The organism is Vibrio sp. Vb0937 (assembly GCF_033338855.1).
In genome coordinates this window covers 452084-469801 of record NZ_JAWOTK010000001.1, presented here as the reverse complement: position 1 = coordinate 469801, position 17718 = coordinate 452084, and the positions used below count along the sequence as shown (strand labels likewise).

The 17718-nt window shown below is 44.1% G+C and carries 16 protein-coding genes; 8 read left to right on the top strand and 8 right to left on the bottom strand.

Annotation, left to right across the window (positions count from 1 at the left end; all coding sequences use genetic code 11):
- Window positions 1–4 precede the first annotated feature (4 nt).
- The 3 genes from R7P67_RS02105 to fhuB are packed head-to-tail and all read left to right on the top strand — an operon-like array spanning window position 5 to window position 3674.
- A complete protein-coding gene (locus tag R7P67_RS02105) occupies window positions 5–790 on the top strand; it encodes an ABC transporter ATP-binding protein (protein ID WP_005375174.1) in 786 nt (261 codons plus the stop codon).
- The gene (locus tag R7P67_RS02100) at window positions 781–1710 is read left to right on the top strand and encodes an iron-siderophore ABC transporter substrate-binding protein (RefSeq protein ID WP_262652875.1); all 930 of its coding nucleotides are present in this window, start codon (window positions 781–783) and stop codon (window positions 1708–1710) included. Before R7P67_RS02105 ends, R7P67_RS02100 begins: the two co-directional genes overlap by 10 nt.
- Complete coding sequence (gene fhuB / locus R7P67_RS02095; protein WP_005383903.1) at window positions 1707–3674, top strand: Fe(3+)-hydroxamate ABC transporter permease FhuB; 1968 nt, start codon at window positions 1707–1709, stop codon at window positions 3672–3674. Before R7P67_RS02100 ends, fhuB begins: the two co-directional genes overlap by 4 nt.
- Before the next feature lie 95 nt (window positions 3675–3769).
- Here the strand turns inward: fhuB and R7P67_RS02090 are convergent, their stop codons facing one another.
- The 8 genes from R7P67_RS02090 to R7P67_RS02055 form a co-directional block, all read right to left on the bottom strand.
- Window positions 3770–4618, bottom strand: a complete 849-nt coding sequence (locus R7P67_RS02090; protein ID WP_005375171.1) for a mechanosensitive ion channel family protein — start codon at window positions 4616–4618, stop codon at window positions 3770–3772.
- A 95-nt stretch (window positions 4619–4713) separates the two neighbouring features.
- Window positions 4714–6054 carry an HlyD family type I secretion periplasmic adaptor subunit gene (locus R7P67_RS02085; RefSeq protein WP_005383906.1) on the bottom strand — a complete coding sequence of 447 codons (1341 nt, stop codon included), beginning with the start codon at window positions 6052–6054 and terminating at the stop codon, window positions 4714–4716.
- Window positions 6029–7747 carry a type I secretion system permease/ATPase gene (locus tag R7P67_RS02080; protein ID WP_033906740.1) on the bottom strand — a complete coding sequence of 573 codons (1719 nt, stop codon included), beginning with the start codon at window positions 7745–7747 and terminating at the stop codon, window positions 6029–6031. Before R7P67_RS02080 ends, R7P67_RS02085 begins: the two co-directional genes overlap by 26 nt.
- Window positions 7748–7899: 152 nt before the next feature.
- The gene (locus R7P67_RS02075) at window positions 7900–8490 is read right to left on the bottom strand and encodes a calcium-binding protein (protein WP_005375168.1); all 591 of its coding nucleotides are present in this window, start codon (window positions 8488–8490) and stop codon (window positions 7900–7902) included.
- Between the two features lie 206 nt (window positions 8491–8696).
- Complete coding sequence (locus R7P67_RS02070; protein WP_031777174.1) at window positions 8697–9353, bottom strand: LuxR C-terminal-related transcriptional regulator; 657 nt, start codon at window positions 9351–9353, stop codon at window positions 8697–8699.
- A 228-nt stretch (window positions 9354–9581) separates the two neighbouring features.
- Entirely contained in the window at window positions 9582–10250 is a 669-nt protein-coding gene (locus tag R7P67_RS02065; RefSeq protein ID WP_021707603.1) for a LuxR C-terminal-related transcriptional regulator, read from the bottom strand.
- 246 nt (window positions 10251–10496) lie between these two features.
- A complete protein-coding gene (locus tag R7P67_RS02060; protein ID WP_005375165.1) occupies window positions 10497–10697 on the bottom strand; it encodes a restriction endonuclease subunit S in 201 nt (66 codons plus the stop codon).
- A gap of 56 nt (window positions 10698–10753) precedes the next feature.
- The gene (locus tag R7P67_RS02055; protein ID WP_262652874.1) at window positions 10754–12670 is read right to left on the bottom strand and encodes a methyl-accepting chemotaxis protein; all 1917 of its coding nucleotides are present in this window, start codon (window positions 12668–12670) and stop codon (window positions 10754–10756) included.
- Window positions 12671–12980: 310 nt separating this feature from the next.
- Between R7P67_RS02055 and R7P67_RS02050 the strand changes: the two genes are divergently transcribed.
- The 5 genes from R7P67_RS02050 to R7P67_RS02030 all read left to right on the top strand — a co-directional run.
- The gene (locus tag R7P67_RS02050) at window positions 12981–13937 is read left to right on the top strand and encodes an AAA family ATPase (protein ID WP_017635415.1); all 957 of its coding nucleotides are present in this window, start codon (window positions 12981–12983) and stop codon (window positions 13935–13937) included.
- A 13-nt stretch (window positions 13938–13950) separates the two neighbouring features.
- Complete coding sequence (locus R7P67_RS02045; RefSeq protein WP_025768548.1) at window positions 13951–14877, top strand: DUF58 domain-containing protein; 927 nt, start codon at window positions 13951–13953, stop codon at window positions 14875–14877.
- Window positions 14878–14914: 37 nt separating this feature from the next.
- Window positions 14915–15391: a DUF4381 domain-containing protein gene (locus R7P67_RS02040; RefSeq protein ID WP_005375161.1), complete on the top strand. Its 477-nt coding sequence runs from the start codon at window positions 14915–14917 to the stop codon at window positions 15389–15391.
- Window positions 15384–16388, top strand: a complete 1005-nt coding sequence (locus tag R7P67_RS02035) for a vWA domain-containing protein (protein ID WP_050550100.1) — start codon at window positions 15384–15386, stop codon at window positions 16386–16388. Before R7P67_RS02040 ends, R7P67_RS02035 begins: the two co-directional genes overlap by 8 nt.
- A partial coding sequence (locus tag R7P67_RS02030; protein ID WP_318085864.1) for a VWA domain-containing protein occupies window positions 16381–17718 on the top strand: 1338 nt, incomplete at its 3' end. The genes R7P67_RS02035 and R7P67_RS02030, both read left to right, overlap by 8 nt.

Below are 17718 nucleotides of genomic sequence, written 5' to 3'. Positions count from 1 at the left end.
ATCCATGTTTCAACTGTCTAATATTGAGATCGTGCGAGGTGGACGTCAGATCCTCGGCATCGAACAACTTAACATCCCAACAAATGAGCTAACGGTCGTTTTAGGCCATAACGGTTCAGGTAAGTCGACACTGGTGAACCTGCTTTCTGGTCAAATGTCGCCAGATAAAGGCACGGTAACACTAAACGATACTTCCCTTTCATCACTTAAAACCAAAGAGTTGGCAAAACAGATCGCCTATTTGCCACAAAAGCTGCCCTCTTCGGCTGGTTTAACGGTAGAAGAGCTAGTGCGCTTAGGTCGCTTTCCGTGGCGTGGGGCACTTGGTCGTTGGAAAACCGAAGACAAACAGATCATCACGCAGGCTATGGAACGAACAGGAGTTACACCTTTTGCTCAAGCTTTGGCGGATGACTTATCGGGCGGCGAGCGCCAACGCGCTTGGGTGTCTATGCTACTGGCTCAACAATCGCCAATTTTAATTCTCGATGAGCCAACCTCGGCGCTCGATGTTCACCATCAGTTTCAACTAATGGCGCTGCTTGCAGAACTGAATCGAACCGAGAATGTAGGCATTATCGTGATCCTGCACGATCTGAACTTAGCACTGCGCTACGCCACCCACATTGTTGCGCTCAAAAAAGGTAAGATTGCCTTTGAAGGCAACGCCGACATGTTGTTAGACGAGGCACGCCTTTCTAAACTATATGAGTCACCAATTAAGCTGATTGAACACCCAAGCCCGGCTAACACATTAGCGAGCCAAAAGGTGGCTGTTGTATGCGCATAATAGCTCGTTTACTTACTGTGGTTACACAATCTGCTTTTCTCCTCGCATTTTTTATGACCAATGCACATGCAGTCATCACCGTTACCGATGAATATGGTGAGCATAGTTTTGAGCACGCGCCACAACGCGTTGTAGCCTTAAACTGGGACATCTTAGAACAAGTTTTGGCGCTAAACGTAGAACCAATCGCAGCCCCAAATTTACCAGGCTACCGCCAATGGGTCGTCAATCCAACTGCACCAGAGTCAATTGAAGATATTGGAACCCGAGCAGAGCCCAACTTAGAAAAAATAGCCAGTTTGAAACCAGATGTCATCCTTGCTGCGTCTCCACAGCAAGACTTGATTCCGTTACTCAAACAAATTGCTCCGGTAATCTATTTACCTAATTTTTCTGAAAAAGAGGCCGCAGCTGAAACGGCCATTCGTCACTTTCGTACACTCAGCAAGCTATTCAATAAAGAGGCACTTGCTGAACAGAAACTGGCAGAATTAGATGCTTCATTTGCGCAGATGCGCCAGCGAATTCGCCACTATTACTCTGCTCCACTCAGCGTTCTTGTGATGCGATTTTCAACCCCGAATACTGTATTACTTGCAACCGAAAACTCCACCACTGACTACGTGGTTAGAAAACTGGGATTACAGGCTCCAATTAAAGAGGACCCACGTGCGTGGGGAGTAAAGCAAGATCGAATCAATCGGCTTCAGAGCCTTCAAAACAGCTACGTTCTCTACGTACAACCTTTCCCAGAAGAACGAAAACTGAAAGAGTCGCCACTTTGGCAAGCGATGCCGTTTGTGAAAAAGCAGCGGGTAAATTCAGTCAGAGCAGTGTGGGCGTATGGCGGTGCCATGTCTTTGCAATACACCGCTGAAGCGATTACCGACAGTCTAATAGAGTTGGCACCAGAACAATGAGAACGAAACATTATATTGGTTATCTGGCGCTGATTACATTACTTAGCGTCTTTAGCCTACAAATTGATACTAATTTATCACTTTTCGAACAATGGCAATTATTAACAAAACCAGAGGTAGCAACCGAGTTTCGTGACGTATTCTTTACGCAAGCGCAGCTTCCTAGGTTAAGTATGACCCTGCTTGTTGGTGCCATGCTTGGTCTCACCGGCAGCTTAATGCAGCAATTAACGCAGAATAACCTCACCTCGCCGTTGACTCTTGGCACCTCTTCTGGTGCTTGGCTTGCATTAGTCGTGGTAAACATTTGGTTCGTCGATTGGGTCGCCGATTACTCTGCATTAGCCGCAATGTTTGGGGCTTTAGTGGCGTTTGGCCTGATCGTATCAATTGCCGGTGTGCGTAATATGACAGGTTTGCCGTTGGTCGTTTCGGGGATGGTGATCAATATCTTGCTCGGTTCTATCGCCACAGCCATTATTATTTTAAACGCCCAGTTCGCACAGAATATTTTTATGTGGGGAGCAGGAGACCTCTCTCAATACAGCTGGGATTGGTTTGAGTGGTTATTGCCTCGCTGCGCTATCGCAATCGTAATTTTGATCGTCGCACCACGTATTCTGACCTTAATGAAACTAGGACAAGAAGGCGCAGCAGCCCGAGGCTTAGCGGTATTACCCGCGTTTGGTGCGTTAATGGTGATGGGTATTTGGCTGGTATCTGCCTCCATCACCGCAGTTGGTATTATCAGCTTCATCGGATTACTGACACCCAATATTGCCAGAGCGATGGGGGCAAGAACACCGCGCGACGAATTGATCAGCAGCATGCTTTTGGGCGCAATGCTACTAATCATCACAGACTCTGCCGCTATCTCGCTGAGCTTATGGTTAGAGGAAACCATTCCTAGCGGCGTAGCGGCTGCAGCTATTGGCGCTCCCGCTTTAATTTGGTTTACTCGTAAAAAACTGACGGCAACCGATCAACTTAACCTTTCAATGAGCCAAGGAAAAACGGCGCTTTCTAAACGCGCGGTATGCAGCATTGCGCTATTCAGTCTGGTTGGGATTCTAGCTTACTCATTCGTTACCCATGGTATAAACGGAATTCAATGGTCTGTGCCAGGTGAGTTCCAATGGCAATTGCGCTGGCCGCGCATGTTAACCGCACTTTCTGTCGGTATTGCGCTATCCGTTGCCGGAATCATTTTGCAACGCATAGTTTACAACCCTCTGGCAAGTCCCGATATTCTCGGTGTGTCTTCCGGAGCCACGTTTGCCATTATTACGACAGGAGTCATCGCTGGGTCGCTTCTCTCCGCATTTAGCTGGGGTATCGCTTTTTTCGGAAGTATGTCCGTATTGATGTTATTGCTGGTTATCGGTAAACGAAGCCATTTTAATCCATCTAACTTCGTGTTGTCCGGCATCGCACTAACGGCACTATTAGAAGCCCTCGTTCAATTTTCGCTAGCTCAAGGCTCAGGTGACAGTTACAAAATTTTATTGTGGCTAACTGGTTCTATTTATCGAGTCACAGCCGACACCGCACTGATGTTATGTTTGGCCATAATAGTTCTGCTTGCCGCTGTATTCTCGATTTCTCGTTGGCTAACACTAATTTCCATCGGGCGACAATTCTCAAATGCACGAGGGCTTAACCCTACCGTAGCCAATACGCTTATGCTCACCATCGTTGCTTTGTTATGCGCCTTTTCTACCGCTACAGTTGGTCCAATATCTTTTGTTGGCTTGGTCGCTCCCCATATGGCGATGATGTTAGGAGCAAGAAAAGTGAAAGAGCAACTGTGTGTCGGAGCCTTAATTGGCGCAACCCTAATGTTGTGGGCAGATTGGCTAGGACAAATCGCTATTTATCCAAGTCAGGTCGCAGCTGGCACGTTGGTCGCTATTATAGGCAGCACTTACTTCCTATTTTTAATGCTGAAGAGTAAATTCAGCTAAGTTGGGAATATTTTGACTGCCTAAAAATACGCTAAGAAACACAAACCCCGCTATTTTGATAGCGGGGTTTGAAATTAAAGGCGAAGTACGATGCTCTATTCTTCTCGCACTACAGGAAAACGTTGCTCATAAAGTTCCATAAAGTCCTTACGAATTAAATGCTCTAAGTGGTTCGCTTTATCGGTTGGGCAGAAAATCATCACGTGCAGAATTTGTTCGCCATTAATGTTACTAGAAATATGCATATGTGGCTCAGAACCAGGAAGGTCAACACCAGCATGTTTTTCAATCATCGCATTGTAACGATGTGCAACATCAGCAAAGTAACTGCAATGTTCTTCAATTTTATCAGTTAAAATCGGTAACAGTGGATACAAATTGACGAAGTCTTTCACCACTACAGAAAAGTTGTGGTAAACGTACCGCTTCATGAAGTTGAGGTTCTTTACTGGATAGGTAAAGAACATACTATTAGGCAATGTCGCTGTTTTGCCGGTGTAATGATATTGCCCGTGATGCAGGTCGATCTCTTGAATCACCGTCGCCATCATATTGTGCTCAATCACTTCACCGCATAACTTCCCGACCTCAATCCAGTCCCCAACGCGAAAAGAACGTGAACTTGCTCTTTGAATCGAACCCGTAAAACACAAAATGATTTCTTTGGATGCCACTACAATGGCAACGGCAATCGCCGTTACACTCAGAGCAAACTCGTTAATTTCTGATTGCCATAAAATAAATAAAATCAGTAATGTAACAGCAAAGGTGCCATTTTTAGTTCTGGACATCCAACTACGCTGATCTTCTGAGAGAAAAGCGTGATCACCACGAATCATCGATAAAATTGCACGACGAATTAACCACATAATCGCAAAGATCAGTGCGGTAAAAATCAATTTATGAGTGAGAAGAAAATCGACAACTAACTGCACTTTCTCCATTCCACGGCTCCCTCGAATAAAAATACGGCCCAGTAACAGCTAACGATAACAAATTATTTTGTCTGTTGTCCGTGCTCACTCAAGTCTTTTTGAAATTACTCCTCTCTGAAGGCGCGATTCATGCTTTCTGTAATTGGCTTTATTAGGTAGCTCAATGGCGTTCGTGGCTCAGATAAAATAAGCACTTCGGCATTCATGCCTGAGGTTAAACGATGTTTTGTCACATCTTCCGGTGAAATTGCAATTCTAGCGAGATAAAAATCTTCTTGGTTTTCTTGCGAGAGCTTATCGGCAGAAATCGTCAGCACAGTACCGTCTAAAGGTGCCAACGTCCGTGCATTCAGAGCGGTCAGACGAACATGCGCTTGCTGGCCTGGATTCACTAAATCAATATCCTGAGGATTAACACGAGCCTCGACTAACAACTTATCGTCTTGCGGGACCAGTTCTAGTAACGTTTCACCCGAGCCAATCACACCTTTTTCGGTAAACACTTGCATGTTGACTACGCGACCAGAAATAGGTGCGTTGATCGTTGTTCTTGCGACAATATCTTGAGCGGAGCGATATTCTTCCCGAATTGCGACAATTTCCGTTTTGGTATTTCGTAGTTCCTCGACAATCTCATTCAGCCTTTCAAGCTTCAACTCTTCAATTTGCGCTAGGTTCTCATCTAACCTTTTTCTAACGGTGAGCGACTGCCTATCTAACTGGCTTAAGGTACTTCTCACCTCCGCTGCTAAGCGCTTGAGTTGAAGTAAAGTAGATTTTCCCGAGAAACCTTTTTGCACCAAGGCTTGGTTGCTGTCTATTTCTTCAGCAATAAAGTTGAGCCGTTCCGTCTCAATCACTTTGGTTTGCTGAAGGTTTTCAAGCTCTAAGTTTGCTCCAGAAATACTCTGCTCAATGATACTCAGTTTACTATCAAAGAATCGCTTTCTCGCTTCAAAGATCTTGTTTTGAACCAGTTGTGCTTCTTGTACGATATCGACACGGGGAATGCTTTCAAGATCATCAGACCATACAATCGTTGGAAGCTCATCAAGCTCCGCACTTAAACGGTTTTCCTTTGCTAGAGTATGGATAAAACGACCACTTAACGAATCCAACTTAGCCATAGCTTGACGCTTAGAAAGTTGAATTAATAACTGACCTTTTTCGACTAAATCCCCTTCCTGTACATATAGCTTTTCAATAATACCGCCTTCTAAATGCTGAATTTCTTGTCGCTTAGTGAGAACAGACAAATCACCATAAGCAATCGCTGCACTTTCTAATTTGGCTGTTGCAGCCCAGTAGCCAAGGCCTCCAAGAAAAACACTTAAGGTCACCACACCAAGTAAAATTGGTTTTCGAAAGCTTAGTCTCGCTTTGGGGCTAAAACGGTATACGATCTCGGTAGAACTCTGATTAACGGTTGGCAGTTGATTGCTCATTTCTTACCCTTGGGATATCTGTTCTTTCTTCGCCCATCAAACGTTTTAATACTTCATCTTTAGCGCCGTATAACTTGACTCGGCCGTCAGCCAAATACAACAGCCTATCCATTTGTCGTAACGTACTCGGATTGTGGGCAATGACGATAATCGTTGTACTCTGTGCTTTTAAATGGGCAATCAAACGTTGATACGCAGCCTCTCCCTCACCATCGAGGTTGGCATTCGCTTCATCGAAAATCACAATAGGTGGGTCGCCATAAACGGCTCTTGCAAGAGCGATTCTCTGCCTTTCCCCCCCAGATAAACCACGGCCATTTTCACCAATAATGCAATCATAGCCTTTGTTTTTCTTGAGTATTAATTCATGACATCCTGCTAGTTGAGCCGCCTTGATGACTTTAGCGGGGTCTTCTTCTTTAAAGCGCGCGATGTTCTCTCGAATTGTGCCAGGAAATAACTCCACCTCTTGAGCGAGATACCCAAAATGCACGCCGCGATCTTCAGATGCCCATACGGAGACTTCCATTCCATCAAGAGTCACTTTACCCGCTAATGGCTTAACCGTACCTAATAACAGCCGAGCAAACGTCGATTTACCCGTACCAGAAGGGCCAATCACCCCAACAGCAACACCCGGAGGAATCGATAAGTTGATCGATGACAGCACTGGTTCGGTTGCTCCAGGATGGCGATAGGCCAGTCCGGTAAGCTCATAGTGTCCTTTTGGTTTAGGCAGTGGCATATCTGATTCATCTTGGCGCACGATCGCATCGATTTCTTTCAACCTTTTATAGGCGCCTTTAGCAGACATCGCACTTCGCCACGTGCCTATCGCCTGCTCCATCGGCGATAATGCCCGACTCATTAATATGGAGCTCGCGATCATCGCCCCTGCCGTTATCTCATGTTGGATAACTAACCATGCACCACCTCCCAGTAAAAATATCTGTAGTGATCCACGCACAAACTTAGAAAAGTTAGCCATGTAGATAGACTTACCTGCAACTCGCTCTTCAAGCACATTCACTTCACTCACGCGCGACTGCCACTTCTCTAAAAATGCATTCATCATCCCCATTGCGAGAATTGAATTGGAGTTTTGCGTGGCTAATTCAGCGTTGTTGATATGAGAAATCGCTCTGACTTCGCTCTCTTGCATTGTTTTACGCGTCATTAGCTCATTAAGTAGACCTAGGCTAAACAATACGATAGATCCAAGTAACGCGATGTGACCTAATATCGGGTGCAATAAATACACAAATAAAATAAACAGCGGTGTCCAGGGCGCATCCAACAGTGGGTAAGGTGCTTGACTGCTCAAAAAGCTTTTGATGTTCTGAATGTCTCTCAGAGTTTGCGAGGTATAACTCTTCCCGGTATGTGATTGATATTGAATCGTGCGCTTGAGCATGAAAGCGGAGAGTTTTGTGTCCATCCAATAACCAAAAGATTTACTCATTTGTGCTCGTGCAATGTCGATGATGGACATGGTTAACAACGCGACAATTACGATGACAGTGAGCAAGAATAAAGTATCGGTTGAGTAGGAAGATATCACTCGGTTGTACACTTGAAGCATGTACAACGGAATCGAGAGAACCAATAAGTTGATAAAAAGGCTAAAAACGATCAGCAAGCCCGCAAGCGTGCATAGTTTTTGTTTCACTTCTTTGAAAACCGTTTTTTGCACGACTACTTCCGTTTAACGTGAAAATTGTAGGCGCCAGAAATACTAGCGCCTAGCTTAAGGTAACCTCAAATCGCTCTAGAGTGTCCGATTAGTTCACCTCAGCATGGCAGAGCCACGCAAACTAATTCACATCCAGAGTTATCTTCAGTCGTTTAGATTACGAACAGATCAGCACCATAGGTGTTGATGTCAGTTTCAGTCACGCCAATAAGTTTCACTGTTAGATCAGCCCCATCGGTAAACACTGCATTCCCAACTGCATCGTAGCTAAAGCTTAAATCACCAAAGTCTGTGACAGAGTCGCTAATGATGTGCAAAGAGTCTTCACCAATGGTGAAATCAACAACTTTGGCTTCGCCATGGCCACCAAACTTATCCGTGAACACAAACTTATCGCCATTGCTGCCGCCAACTAAAACGTTGTCACCAGAACCAGCAACAAGAATATCTTCACCGACACCACCATTTAATTTATTGTCACCCAACAAACCCAACAGCAAGTCATTACCGGTACCACCGCCGAGGTAGTCGTTTCCTGTACCAGCCCTAAGGATGTCATCTCCAGCACCACCAGTTAGGCGATCGTCGCCGTCGCCGCCGATCACATAATCATTACCGCCACCGCCAACAAACGAGTCATTACCACCAAAACCGATAAACAAATCATCGCCGCCATCGAAATCAGCAAATTGGTTATTTACACCTGCATCGCCTAAATACGTGTCATTGTCACTTGCGCTCATTTTTATTCCCTCTTAGCTTATTAATTGAATAGACCTTCTGTTCCACGTCTGACTAGATTCGTCACGACATGAGAAGTCTAATAGTCAACTGAATAGGAATAAGTTTGAATATGGGATGATATTTCAGACTGACATTTTAATAATAAATATAAAATTTAGTACTTTATAGAGTATTTTCTTTTTATTACAGCAAGTTAATACTAGTACTACAGGTTTCTCTTAGCCCAACTTGTAGCTTGCGTACGGTTCTTTACTTCTAACTTTCTAAAAATATTGTATAGATGTGATTTAATAGTATGCTCGCTGATAAATAAAGAATCAGCGATTTCCATATTTGAACCACCTTCTTTCAACATTTTTAAAACCTGAACTTCACGCCGAGTAAGCTCAACCTCAATAGCAGGTTCGATAATGCTATTTACTTCTCTGCCTCGATAATAATTTACTAGCTGATCAAGTAATCTTCGAGACAGCCAATTATCCCCTTTTATTATTGCTTTTAATCCCTGACAAACCTTGTCCATTGAATCTCCTGGACCAAATATACCTTTTACATGAGGCCAAGAAGCGAGTTCTTCTGTGTCTAAGTCATAACCTAGATTAAGCATTATAGTTCCTAGCACTTTATTACTATCTTTTAAATAAACTAAAGTTTCGGAAGGAATCTCAACTGAAAAATCAACAAGCAAAAAGTAGCGTTCCGGAATGAGTTCATGATAACTAGGGTTTTTAGTATCAATGATCGTTATTTTAGTTTCTGTATTTTTAGAAAGCATTTCCTTAAAGTTTTCACTCTGTAAACTTTGTTGAGTGAGCATTAGGATTTCAGGCTTTTCCATATACTGTTCCATAATGTTTCTCATACTTTCAGTGACTTAACATTCTTAAATTAGTAGTTAATCGTCAGCACTTAGTTTGATATGTAAGTGCTAGTTCACAGAGTAAAGTTATTTGCTACTTTTTTAAATTCTAAATTTATTAAAAAGAGAACCAAAAAAAGTGTTTCTCATAAAAGAAACACTTTTAACACATTCAGGTCACAGAAATTATTAAGAGTTTACTAAATTAGGCAACCTAATATTGCAATAGCATTACACCGTTAACGAGTTGTCTGAAATATTTTCCTTTGCCCAAATAAGTGCTTGAACTCTATTTTTCACATCAATCTTCTTGAAAATATTATGTAAATGCGTTTTTACCGTATTCTCGCTGACAAATAATTGTTCGGCGATTTGTTGATTGGACGCCCCCATGGAAAGAAAGGTAATTATTTGTTGCTCTCGTTTGGTCAGAATAGCGGAAACATTCTTATTTATAGGTTTGCAATGTCGACGAAGGTAAGTAATGTACTGCTGAGAAAACTTACGGCTGAACCACATATCTCCTTGAAGCACCTTACCAATACCAACTTGCAACGTTTTTATATCATCAGAGGTATAGAAAATACCGGCCAAAGTACGCCAAGCAAAGAGATCTTCTGTCGATATGGATTGCTCACAATTAATTAAGATTTCAAGCGTGTCTTTCTGCTTGGCCGCTTTAAACTCCGCATAACGGCGAAAAATTTCATCCGTGATCACGCTGCAATCAACAATAATGGCTGATGCAAGAGATTCATGTAACACTCCGTGAATCAGATTATCTGGCGTGATTAGAGCAACACTAATACCGAGTTTGGTCTCCAATACATCTTTCAACAGAGATGACTGTAGACTTCCCTCCGTGATTAAAATAACGTTTCTTTTTTTTTGCTGCTCCATCCTGATCGCATTCCCTTGGTCGTTTTTATTGAAATACGCAATAGATTTAGATAGAGCGGTAGTATTGTCAAGTATGAAAATCACTAGTACTAATTAATAACTCATTGAAGTGTCAATAATTTTTAAGTGGCAAGTATGTGAGAGGTATTAGCATTTTTCAGACATTAAAAAAGGGAGTATAAACTCCCTTTTTGTGTTTGAGCAGGTGATTTAATCACGCACGTTAGAGGCAAAACACCACCTAACTTAGTGGATTGGAACTGCGTTTTTTTGGTTAAACTTACCAAAGTGTTGTTCTAACACTTCTGGCGTCAGCTTACCTTCCGCTTCCAGCTTTTTCAGCTCAGCGACGATCGCTTTTTGCTCTTCTAGCGACGGCAGTTTTACTTCTGGCTCCTGAGCGGTTTCTTGAGAAATTTGCTCTAGTTCTTTTTCGAAGTCATTCATAGTACTTACCTAAAATTAATGATTGAACTTTTAAACTTCGCCTATTCTATCCAACTCTATAACTTGAAGCTACCAACCATCTTGTCCAAACGAGAAGAGAGCGCTTGAAGATCGCGACTTGCATCCGCCAACTCTTCTGCTGTCGCGGTTGTCATTTCATTTATCGCGTTGATTTCTTCGATATTTTGATTAATGGTATGCACCACCGTGGATTGCTCTTCCGTCGCCGTTGCAACCTGTGTATTACGATCAGAGATGTCGGTGATTCGTTCAGAAATACTGATTAATACCTCGACTGCTTCATCGGTAGAAGTAACCCCTTCTATGGTGACCGCTTTGCCCGCTTCCATAGCACTTACCGCATCTTGTGCGTCACTTTGAAGCTGATTGATCATGCGCTGAATCTCTTCTGTAGAATCAGCCGTGCGTGAAGCTAGGTTTCTTACCTCATCAGCAACAACCGCAAAACCACGTCCCTGCTCACCAGCACGAGCAGCCTCAATTGCAGCGTTTAGCGCAAGTAAATTCGTTTGCTCAGAGATGTCACGAATTACACCCAGAATCGAGCCAATATCTTTGGTTGTCGATGCCAACTGCGTAACAACAATATTGGTTGTTTCAACATCATCGGCTAGGCGGCTGATCACCTCTTTTGCTTTCATCACAACTTCTCGACCAGTTTGAGTGTTATCTGAAGCCTGATTTGCCGTATCAGCAGCGGTAGCAGCGTTCGATGCAATTTCACTGATGGTCGCACCCATTTGGTTGATAGCTGCAACTACTTGAATGGTTTGATCACGCTGCTCTTGGCTGTTGTCGTGTGTGGATGTTGCTTTCGTTGACACACTTTCTGCCGCTTGACTTAATGAGCCACTGGTTAAAGCAACCTCTTTCATCGTGGCATGAATCTTCTCAATAAATCCATTAAAGCCTTTTGAAAGCTGAGCAATTTCATCATTACCCTTAATTTCAATACGCTGCGCCAAATCGCCTTCACCTTGCCCAAGGTCGGTAAAACGATCGGCAATCAGTCGGATTGGTTTCGTAATGCTGTTTGCTAACCATACGCCCATGAGGATGAATACAACGGCAACAATGATGGTCGTAAACAGCATTTTTTTAGCTGTCGCATTCAGGTCAGCGAATACTTCATCAACGGGAACCACGCCAATAACAAACCAGTTCATTGAAGGAACATACAAACTAGAAATAAAAGTATCCTGCCCTTCAAACTCCACATTAATTAGGTTGAAGCTATTTTTGTTCAACAGCGCACTTGCGTCACTACCAAATAGTTTAGTGATAGAAGTTTGGTTCTTACCTCGTTGACGGTGTATTTGAATCTGGCCTTGTTCATTAGTGAGGAACACGTAACCCGTATCTTCAATTTTAAACCCGTTGAGCAAAGTAATCATGTCTCCCATAGATTTAGAGAGACCTGACATTGATGTACCATTAAGATCTTGGAAATTGGCAAACATTTTCACTTCGCCATTTGCCTCTTGGAACACACTCACGGACGTTTCTTGACCAGACGACGTAAATCCAAAGAACCAAGCATCTTGCGTTCGGTTAAGTTGACGTAAGAATCCGTTTTGGTTCCAGTAATATGCCGTTTGACGATTCGCTACCGACGCATCATTAAGACCATACTGTGATTTAACATTATTGAGCTGCTGAACCAACTGAACTTCTACTGACGGATCACGGTCTGTATTAGATAGGGCTTCAACAATAAATTCGTTTGTAGCCAGCTGTTTTGCCGCTTGTTGCATTTCGACAACTTCGCGGTCAATTTCGGTATTGATTTGCTGCAACATCGCAGGTAGCTCGATGTCAATAAGACGATGGCTCAATACATCTCTCGCATGACGCTGAGCCATAACACCAACAATCATTGTTGATGCTAGAACAGCAAACGTAATGCCAAGTACAACCTTCTGTTTGATGCTCAAGGAATGAAGTTTCAACATATTCGGACCTTTTAAAAGAATCACTTGTTATTGGCCCCACAAGGGGAATCAGGTGCATATCTCATGACACGCACACCACGGAATCTTTATCGGCTCATATGTACAAAACTAGAGGCATTTCTCATTATATTATGAAAAATAAATGTAACACACTGTCAAATAAGCACTTTCAGAGATAGCACGTACTTGCAATTCTCTGTAGCGTCCCAATATTGAAAAGATAAATTGCAATAGAGCATTGGAACTTTTTTCACATGGAAAATGACCAATACTCAACACGAAAATCACATGGATACCGAGAGTCCAAAGCATGCATAAATCTAACTTCGAAACTCTTCAGCAATACTTAGAGTCGCAGATCATCGGACAGCAAGATCTGGTAAAGCAACTGCTTGTTGCGCTTCTTGCGGATGGGCATATTTTAGTTGAAGGCCCTCCTGGGTTAGCAAAAACCCGTGCAGTAAAATCACTCTCAGACTGTGTTGAAGGCGACTTCCACCGCATTCAGTTCACCCCTGACTTGCTGCCAGCCGATTTAACCGGCACCGATATCTTCCGTCCCGAAACCGGAGAATTCACTTTCCAGTCAGGTCCTATCTTCAACTCGCTTATTCTTGCGGATGAGATAAACCGTGCACCGGCCAAAGTACAAGCGGCAATGCTTGAAGCAATGGCAGAGAAACAAGTCACAGCAGGTCGTCATACCTACCCGCTGCCAGAGTTGTTTTTGGTTATGGCAACTCAAAACCCGATAGAGCAAGAAGGGACCTACCCCCTTCCTGAAGCGCAGCTAGACCGCTTTTTATTGCATTTAGAAGTGGAATACCCAGATGCGGAGCATGAGCTATCTATCTTGCGTATTAACCGCGGAGAAGCAAAAGGCGAAGCAAAGGTTGAACGCCCAATGTTAAGCCAACAAGATATATTCACCGCACGTAAAGAAGTGTTGGATATTCATATGGCGGAAACGATAGAGCAGTACATCGTCCGTTTAGTTATGGCGACACGTCAAGCCAACAAATATGACACTGAGTTGGACAAGTGGTTGTCAATGGGTGTGAGTCCGCGTGCCACCATCGCTCTTGATCGCTGTGCACGTGCGCACGCTTGGCTTGCTGGTCGTGATTTTGTCTCTCCGGAAGATGTTCAAACCATGGCTTATCCGGTACTGCGCCACCGTTTATTGTTGAGTTACCACGCTCAAGCGGAAGGCATTACGGCAAACCAGGTCATCGATAAACTGCTAAACCTTGTTGGCAGTGCATAAACAGGTGAGTGATATGTCCGCTACACATTCATTACCACCTCATGCGAATGGGGTGACATTAACCCTTGAAGAGCTGCTCCAATATCGCACTCAATCTGTACGTTGGTTACCACCAGCACAGAGTCTCTGGTCGCAGATGAGTGGTAACCATACCAGTCGCCAAAAAGGGCGAGGTATGGATTTTATGGAGGTGCGCCAATATCAACCTGGCGACGATATTCGCAGCATTGATTGGCGAGTCACCGCTAGGACCGGTAAAGCACATACAAAGTTGTTTGCAGAAGATAAAGAGCAAGCGGTCATTCTTTATCTTGATCTAAGTTCTAGTCTACATTTTGGATCTAAGTATGTACTCAAATCCGTTCAATTGGCCCACTTTGCCAGTGTTCTAATTTGGCTAACTCTAGCTAAAAAAGATCGCATCGGCGCAGTGATTGATGACGGACATCAATGTCTTGAATTTCGCCCCTCTTCTTTACAAAGACAAGGGCTGCGGATTCTTAACGCCATAGTCGACATACATAATGCGCAAGTAACTCGTACTGCAAGCAACGACACTCGTACACTGCCTTATACACAAGTATTGGAGACACTTCATACGCTCACCCCAAAAGGCAGCGAATTGATTATGCTCAGTGACTTTGCCCACGTAACACCAACGGAACTGGCACAACTACGTCGACTCAAACAACACAATAGCGTAAGGGCCGTTCAGTTTTATGATCCGTTAGAAAGAGGCGAAACAGACTTTAGAGGTCAAGTGAAAGCTTCGGATGGGCTGCATAGTCAATGGTTTAACTTTGGCTCTAAAGGACAACGAAGAGAACTCGAAAGCCACTTTACCCAACATCAAGAAACCATTAAGCAGCAGTGCCATTCGATAGCAATTCCATTTAACACGCTATCAAGTGGCTGGCCCTTAATTTCACAATTAAGCTAACAAACTGACAAGCAGTATTTATTAAGCAGTAATAATAATGACAACAAACAACCAAAGCCTAGACCTTGAACCTTTGATTTTGCCAAACGCACCGGATTGGTTTCCGCTCGCTTGGGGATGGTGGGTGGTGCTTGCAGCCACCTTGCTCTTCGTTTTCGGCATTTGTCTTTATGTGAGATGGCGTAAAAAACACTTACGCGCAAAAAAGACAGCATTAACACTTTTAACTCAACCTACCGCGCCTCATACCCCCTCTTCTGCTCTGGAAATATTGCGCCAGGCAGCATTGAGTTACTTTCCGCGTGAAGAGATCGCACCATTAACCGGAATCGCTTGGTATGAATTTCTCGATAGCCATACCAAAGAGAGTCGATTCGTAGACAAACAACATCAGTGGCAAGAAGCGTTGTATCAGAATTCCTCCCAAGGGCATCATCAAAGCTTGGTAGACGATTGTGTCTTTTGGATAACCTACGCTTTGCCACCAAAGAAAAAGGCAAATAACCGTGACTGAGCAAACACTCATAACCGATCTTGCCCAATGGCTAAACATTGAATTTGTCTGGTGGTGGGCACTGTTTTTGTTGCCCATCCCCTGGCTGGTATACAAGTTTCTGCCACAAGAATCTCAACAAGCCGAGATCAAATTGGCGTACTTACCAACTAATGAGAATCGCAGCAAGCCTAAGCAAGCGCTGCAAAAAGCACTTTCAATCGCGATCTGGGGCCTTCTTGTCGTCGCTTGTGCGCGTCCAGTTTGGTTTGGCGATCCCGTTGAATTCCAACCCAAGTATCGAGACTTGATGTTAGTCGTCGATCTGTCCGGTTCGATGCAGCAGGAAGACATGGAACTCAACGGCGAATATATCGATCGCCTCACAGCAGTCAAAAAAGTTCTGTCTGATTTCGTAGCAAAGAGAAAAGGTGACCGTCTCGGAGTTGTTTTGTTTGGCGACCATGCTTATTTGCAAACACCACTCACTGCAGACCGCAAAAGCGTCATGCAACAGATTAATCAAACCGTCATCGGCTTGGTTGGTCAACGAACCGCCATTGGTGATGGTATTGGGTTAGGCACAAAAACCTTTGTAGACAGTGATGCTCCCCAACGAGTCATGATTTTGCTCAGTGACGGCAGCAATACTGCAGGGGTGCTCGAGCCGCTAGAAGCAGCGGAAATTGCGAAAAAATACAACGCCACTATTTACACCGTGGGCGTGGGCGCTGGTGAAATGATGGTGAAAGAGTTTTTCATGACTCGCAAAGTCAACACCGCAGCCGACTTAGATGAACAAACACTGACTAAAGTGGCAGAGGTGACAGGTGGACAATATTTTCGAGCGCGAGATACGGAAGAGCTCGAAAAGATTTATGACACCATCAACCAGCTAGAACCCGTATCTAGCGACACACAAACTTGGCGCCCACAGTCTGAATGGTTTCCATATCCATTAAGCGCTGCATTTGTATTATCGGTATTGTTATTCCTATTAAGGAGAAAACATGGCTGAGTTTATTTTCCTCAATCCTTATTGGCTTTTGGGGCTCATCGTGATCCCTATAGCACTCTTGCTTAATCACAAATTTAGAGCCCAAAAGTCCACACTGATTGCCCCTCACCTATCGCGGATGCTCGGACAAAACACGCAGTCTAAGCATTACTTCACTCTATGGGGTTTAGCTTGGGCAATAACTTGCATTTCATTAGCGGGGCCAAGCTGGCAGTCCAATGCTCGACCAAGCTTTGAGTTAAACCAAAACCGAATCTTGGTGCTTGATATGTCTCGCTCTATGTTTGCTACAGACATCAAACCCAATCGGCTAGCACAAACACGTTATAAGGCGCTCGATTTGCTGCCTAAATGGAAAGAGGGAGCCACTGGACTTATTGCTTACGCTGGCGATGCCTATAACTTAAGTCCACTGACAACTGATTCCAGCACGCTTGCGGGCATTATCGAAAATTTGTCACCAGAGCTGATGCCTTTTCAAGGAGCAAACCTGCCTGCCGCGATTGAACTTGCGATCAACCAGTTTTCTCAAGCCGGCACGCAACAAGGCGATATCATCGTGTTAGCGGATGATCTTGATACGTCAGAGCTGTCTCGCGCGTTAGATTTAGTCCAAGGTACAAAGTTTCGCATTTCTGTTCTTGCCGTCGGGACTCCTAACGGTGCGCCTATCGCGCTGCCCGATGGCTCTCTGCTAAAAACGGCACAAGGCACAACCGTCGTAGCGAAAACAAACCTGAAAAACCTACAGACGCTAGCGAATAAAACTGGCGGTCTATTTGTTCCTATTCAGCACACCAACCGTGATGTTGAAAATATCGCGGCCTTTACTAATAACATTGGTAGCCAGCTTTCTGCGACCCAAAGCGAAGAAGTTAAAACTGATTCTCGTCTCAACAGTGGCTTTTGGTTACTGCCGTTGTTACTTCTTCCTGCGGCTTTACTGTTTCGACGCGGCCTGATTTGGGTGGTAGTTGCGACTGCAGTCCCAGTAACGTGGACACCGCATGCAGAAGCTAATCCGTTCTTAAATGCCGACCAACAAGGAGCGGAACTCTACAAGCAAGGTGAGTATGAACAGGCGCAAAACCTATTTACAAACCCAAGCTGGAAAGGAGCCGCCAGTTATCAAAAAGGTGACTACGAAGCCGCTATCGAAGCATTTTCTCATGATGCCTCCCTTAACGGCCGCTATAACCTCGCCAACTCGCTCGCTCAAAATGGTCAATTAGAAGATGCGGCTGATTTGTATAAAAAACTGCTAGAGGAAAAGCCTAACTTTGAAGCCGCGAAGAAAAACCTATCGGTTGTAGAAGAAAAGCTAAAACAG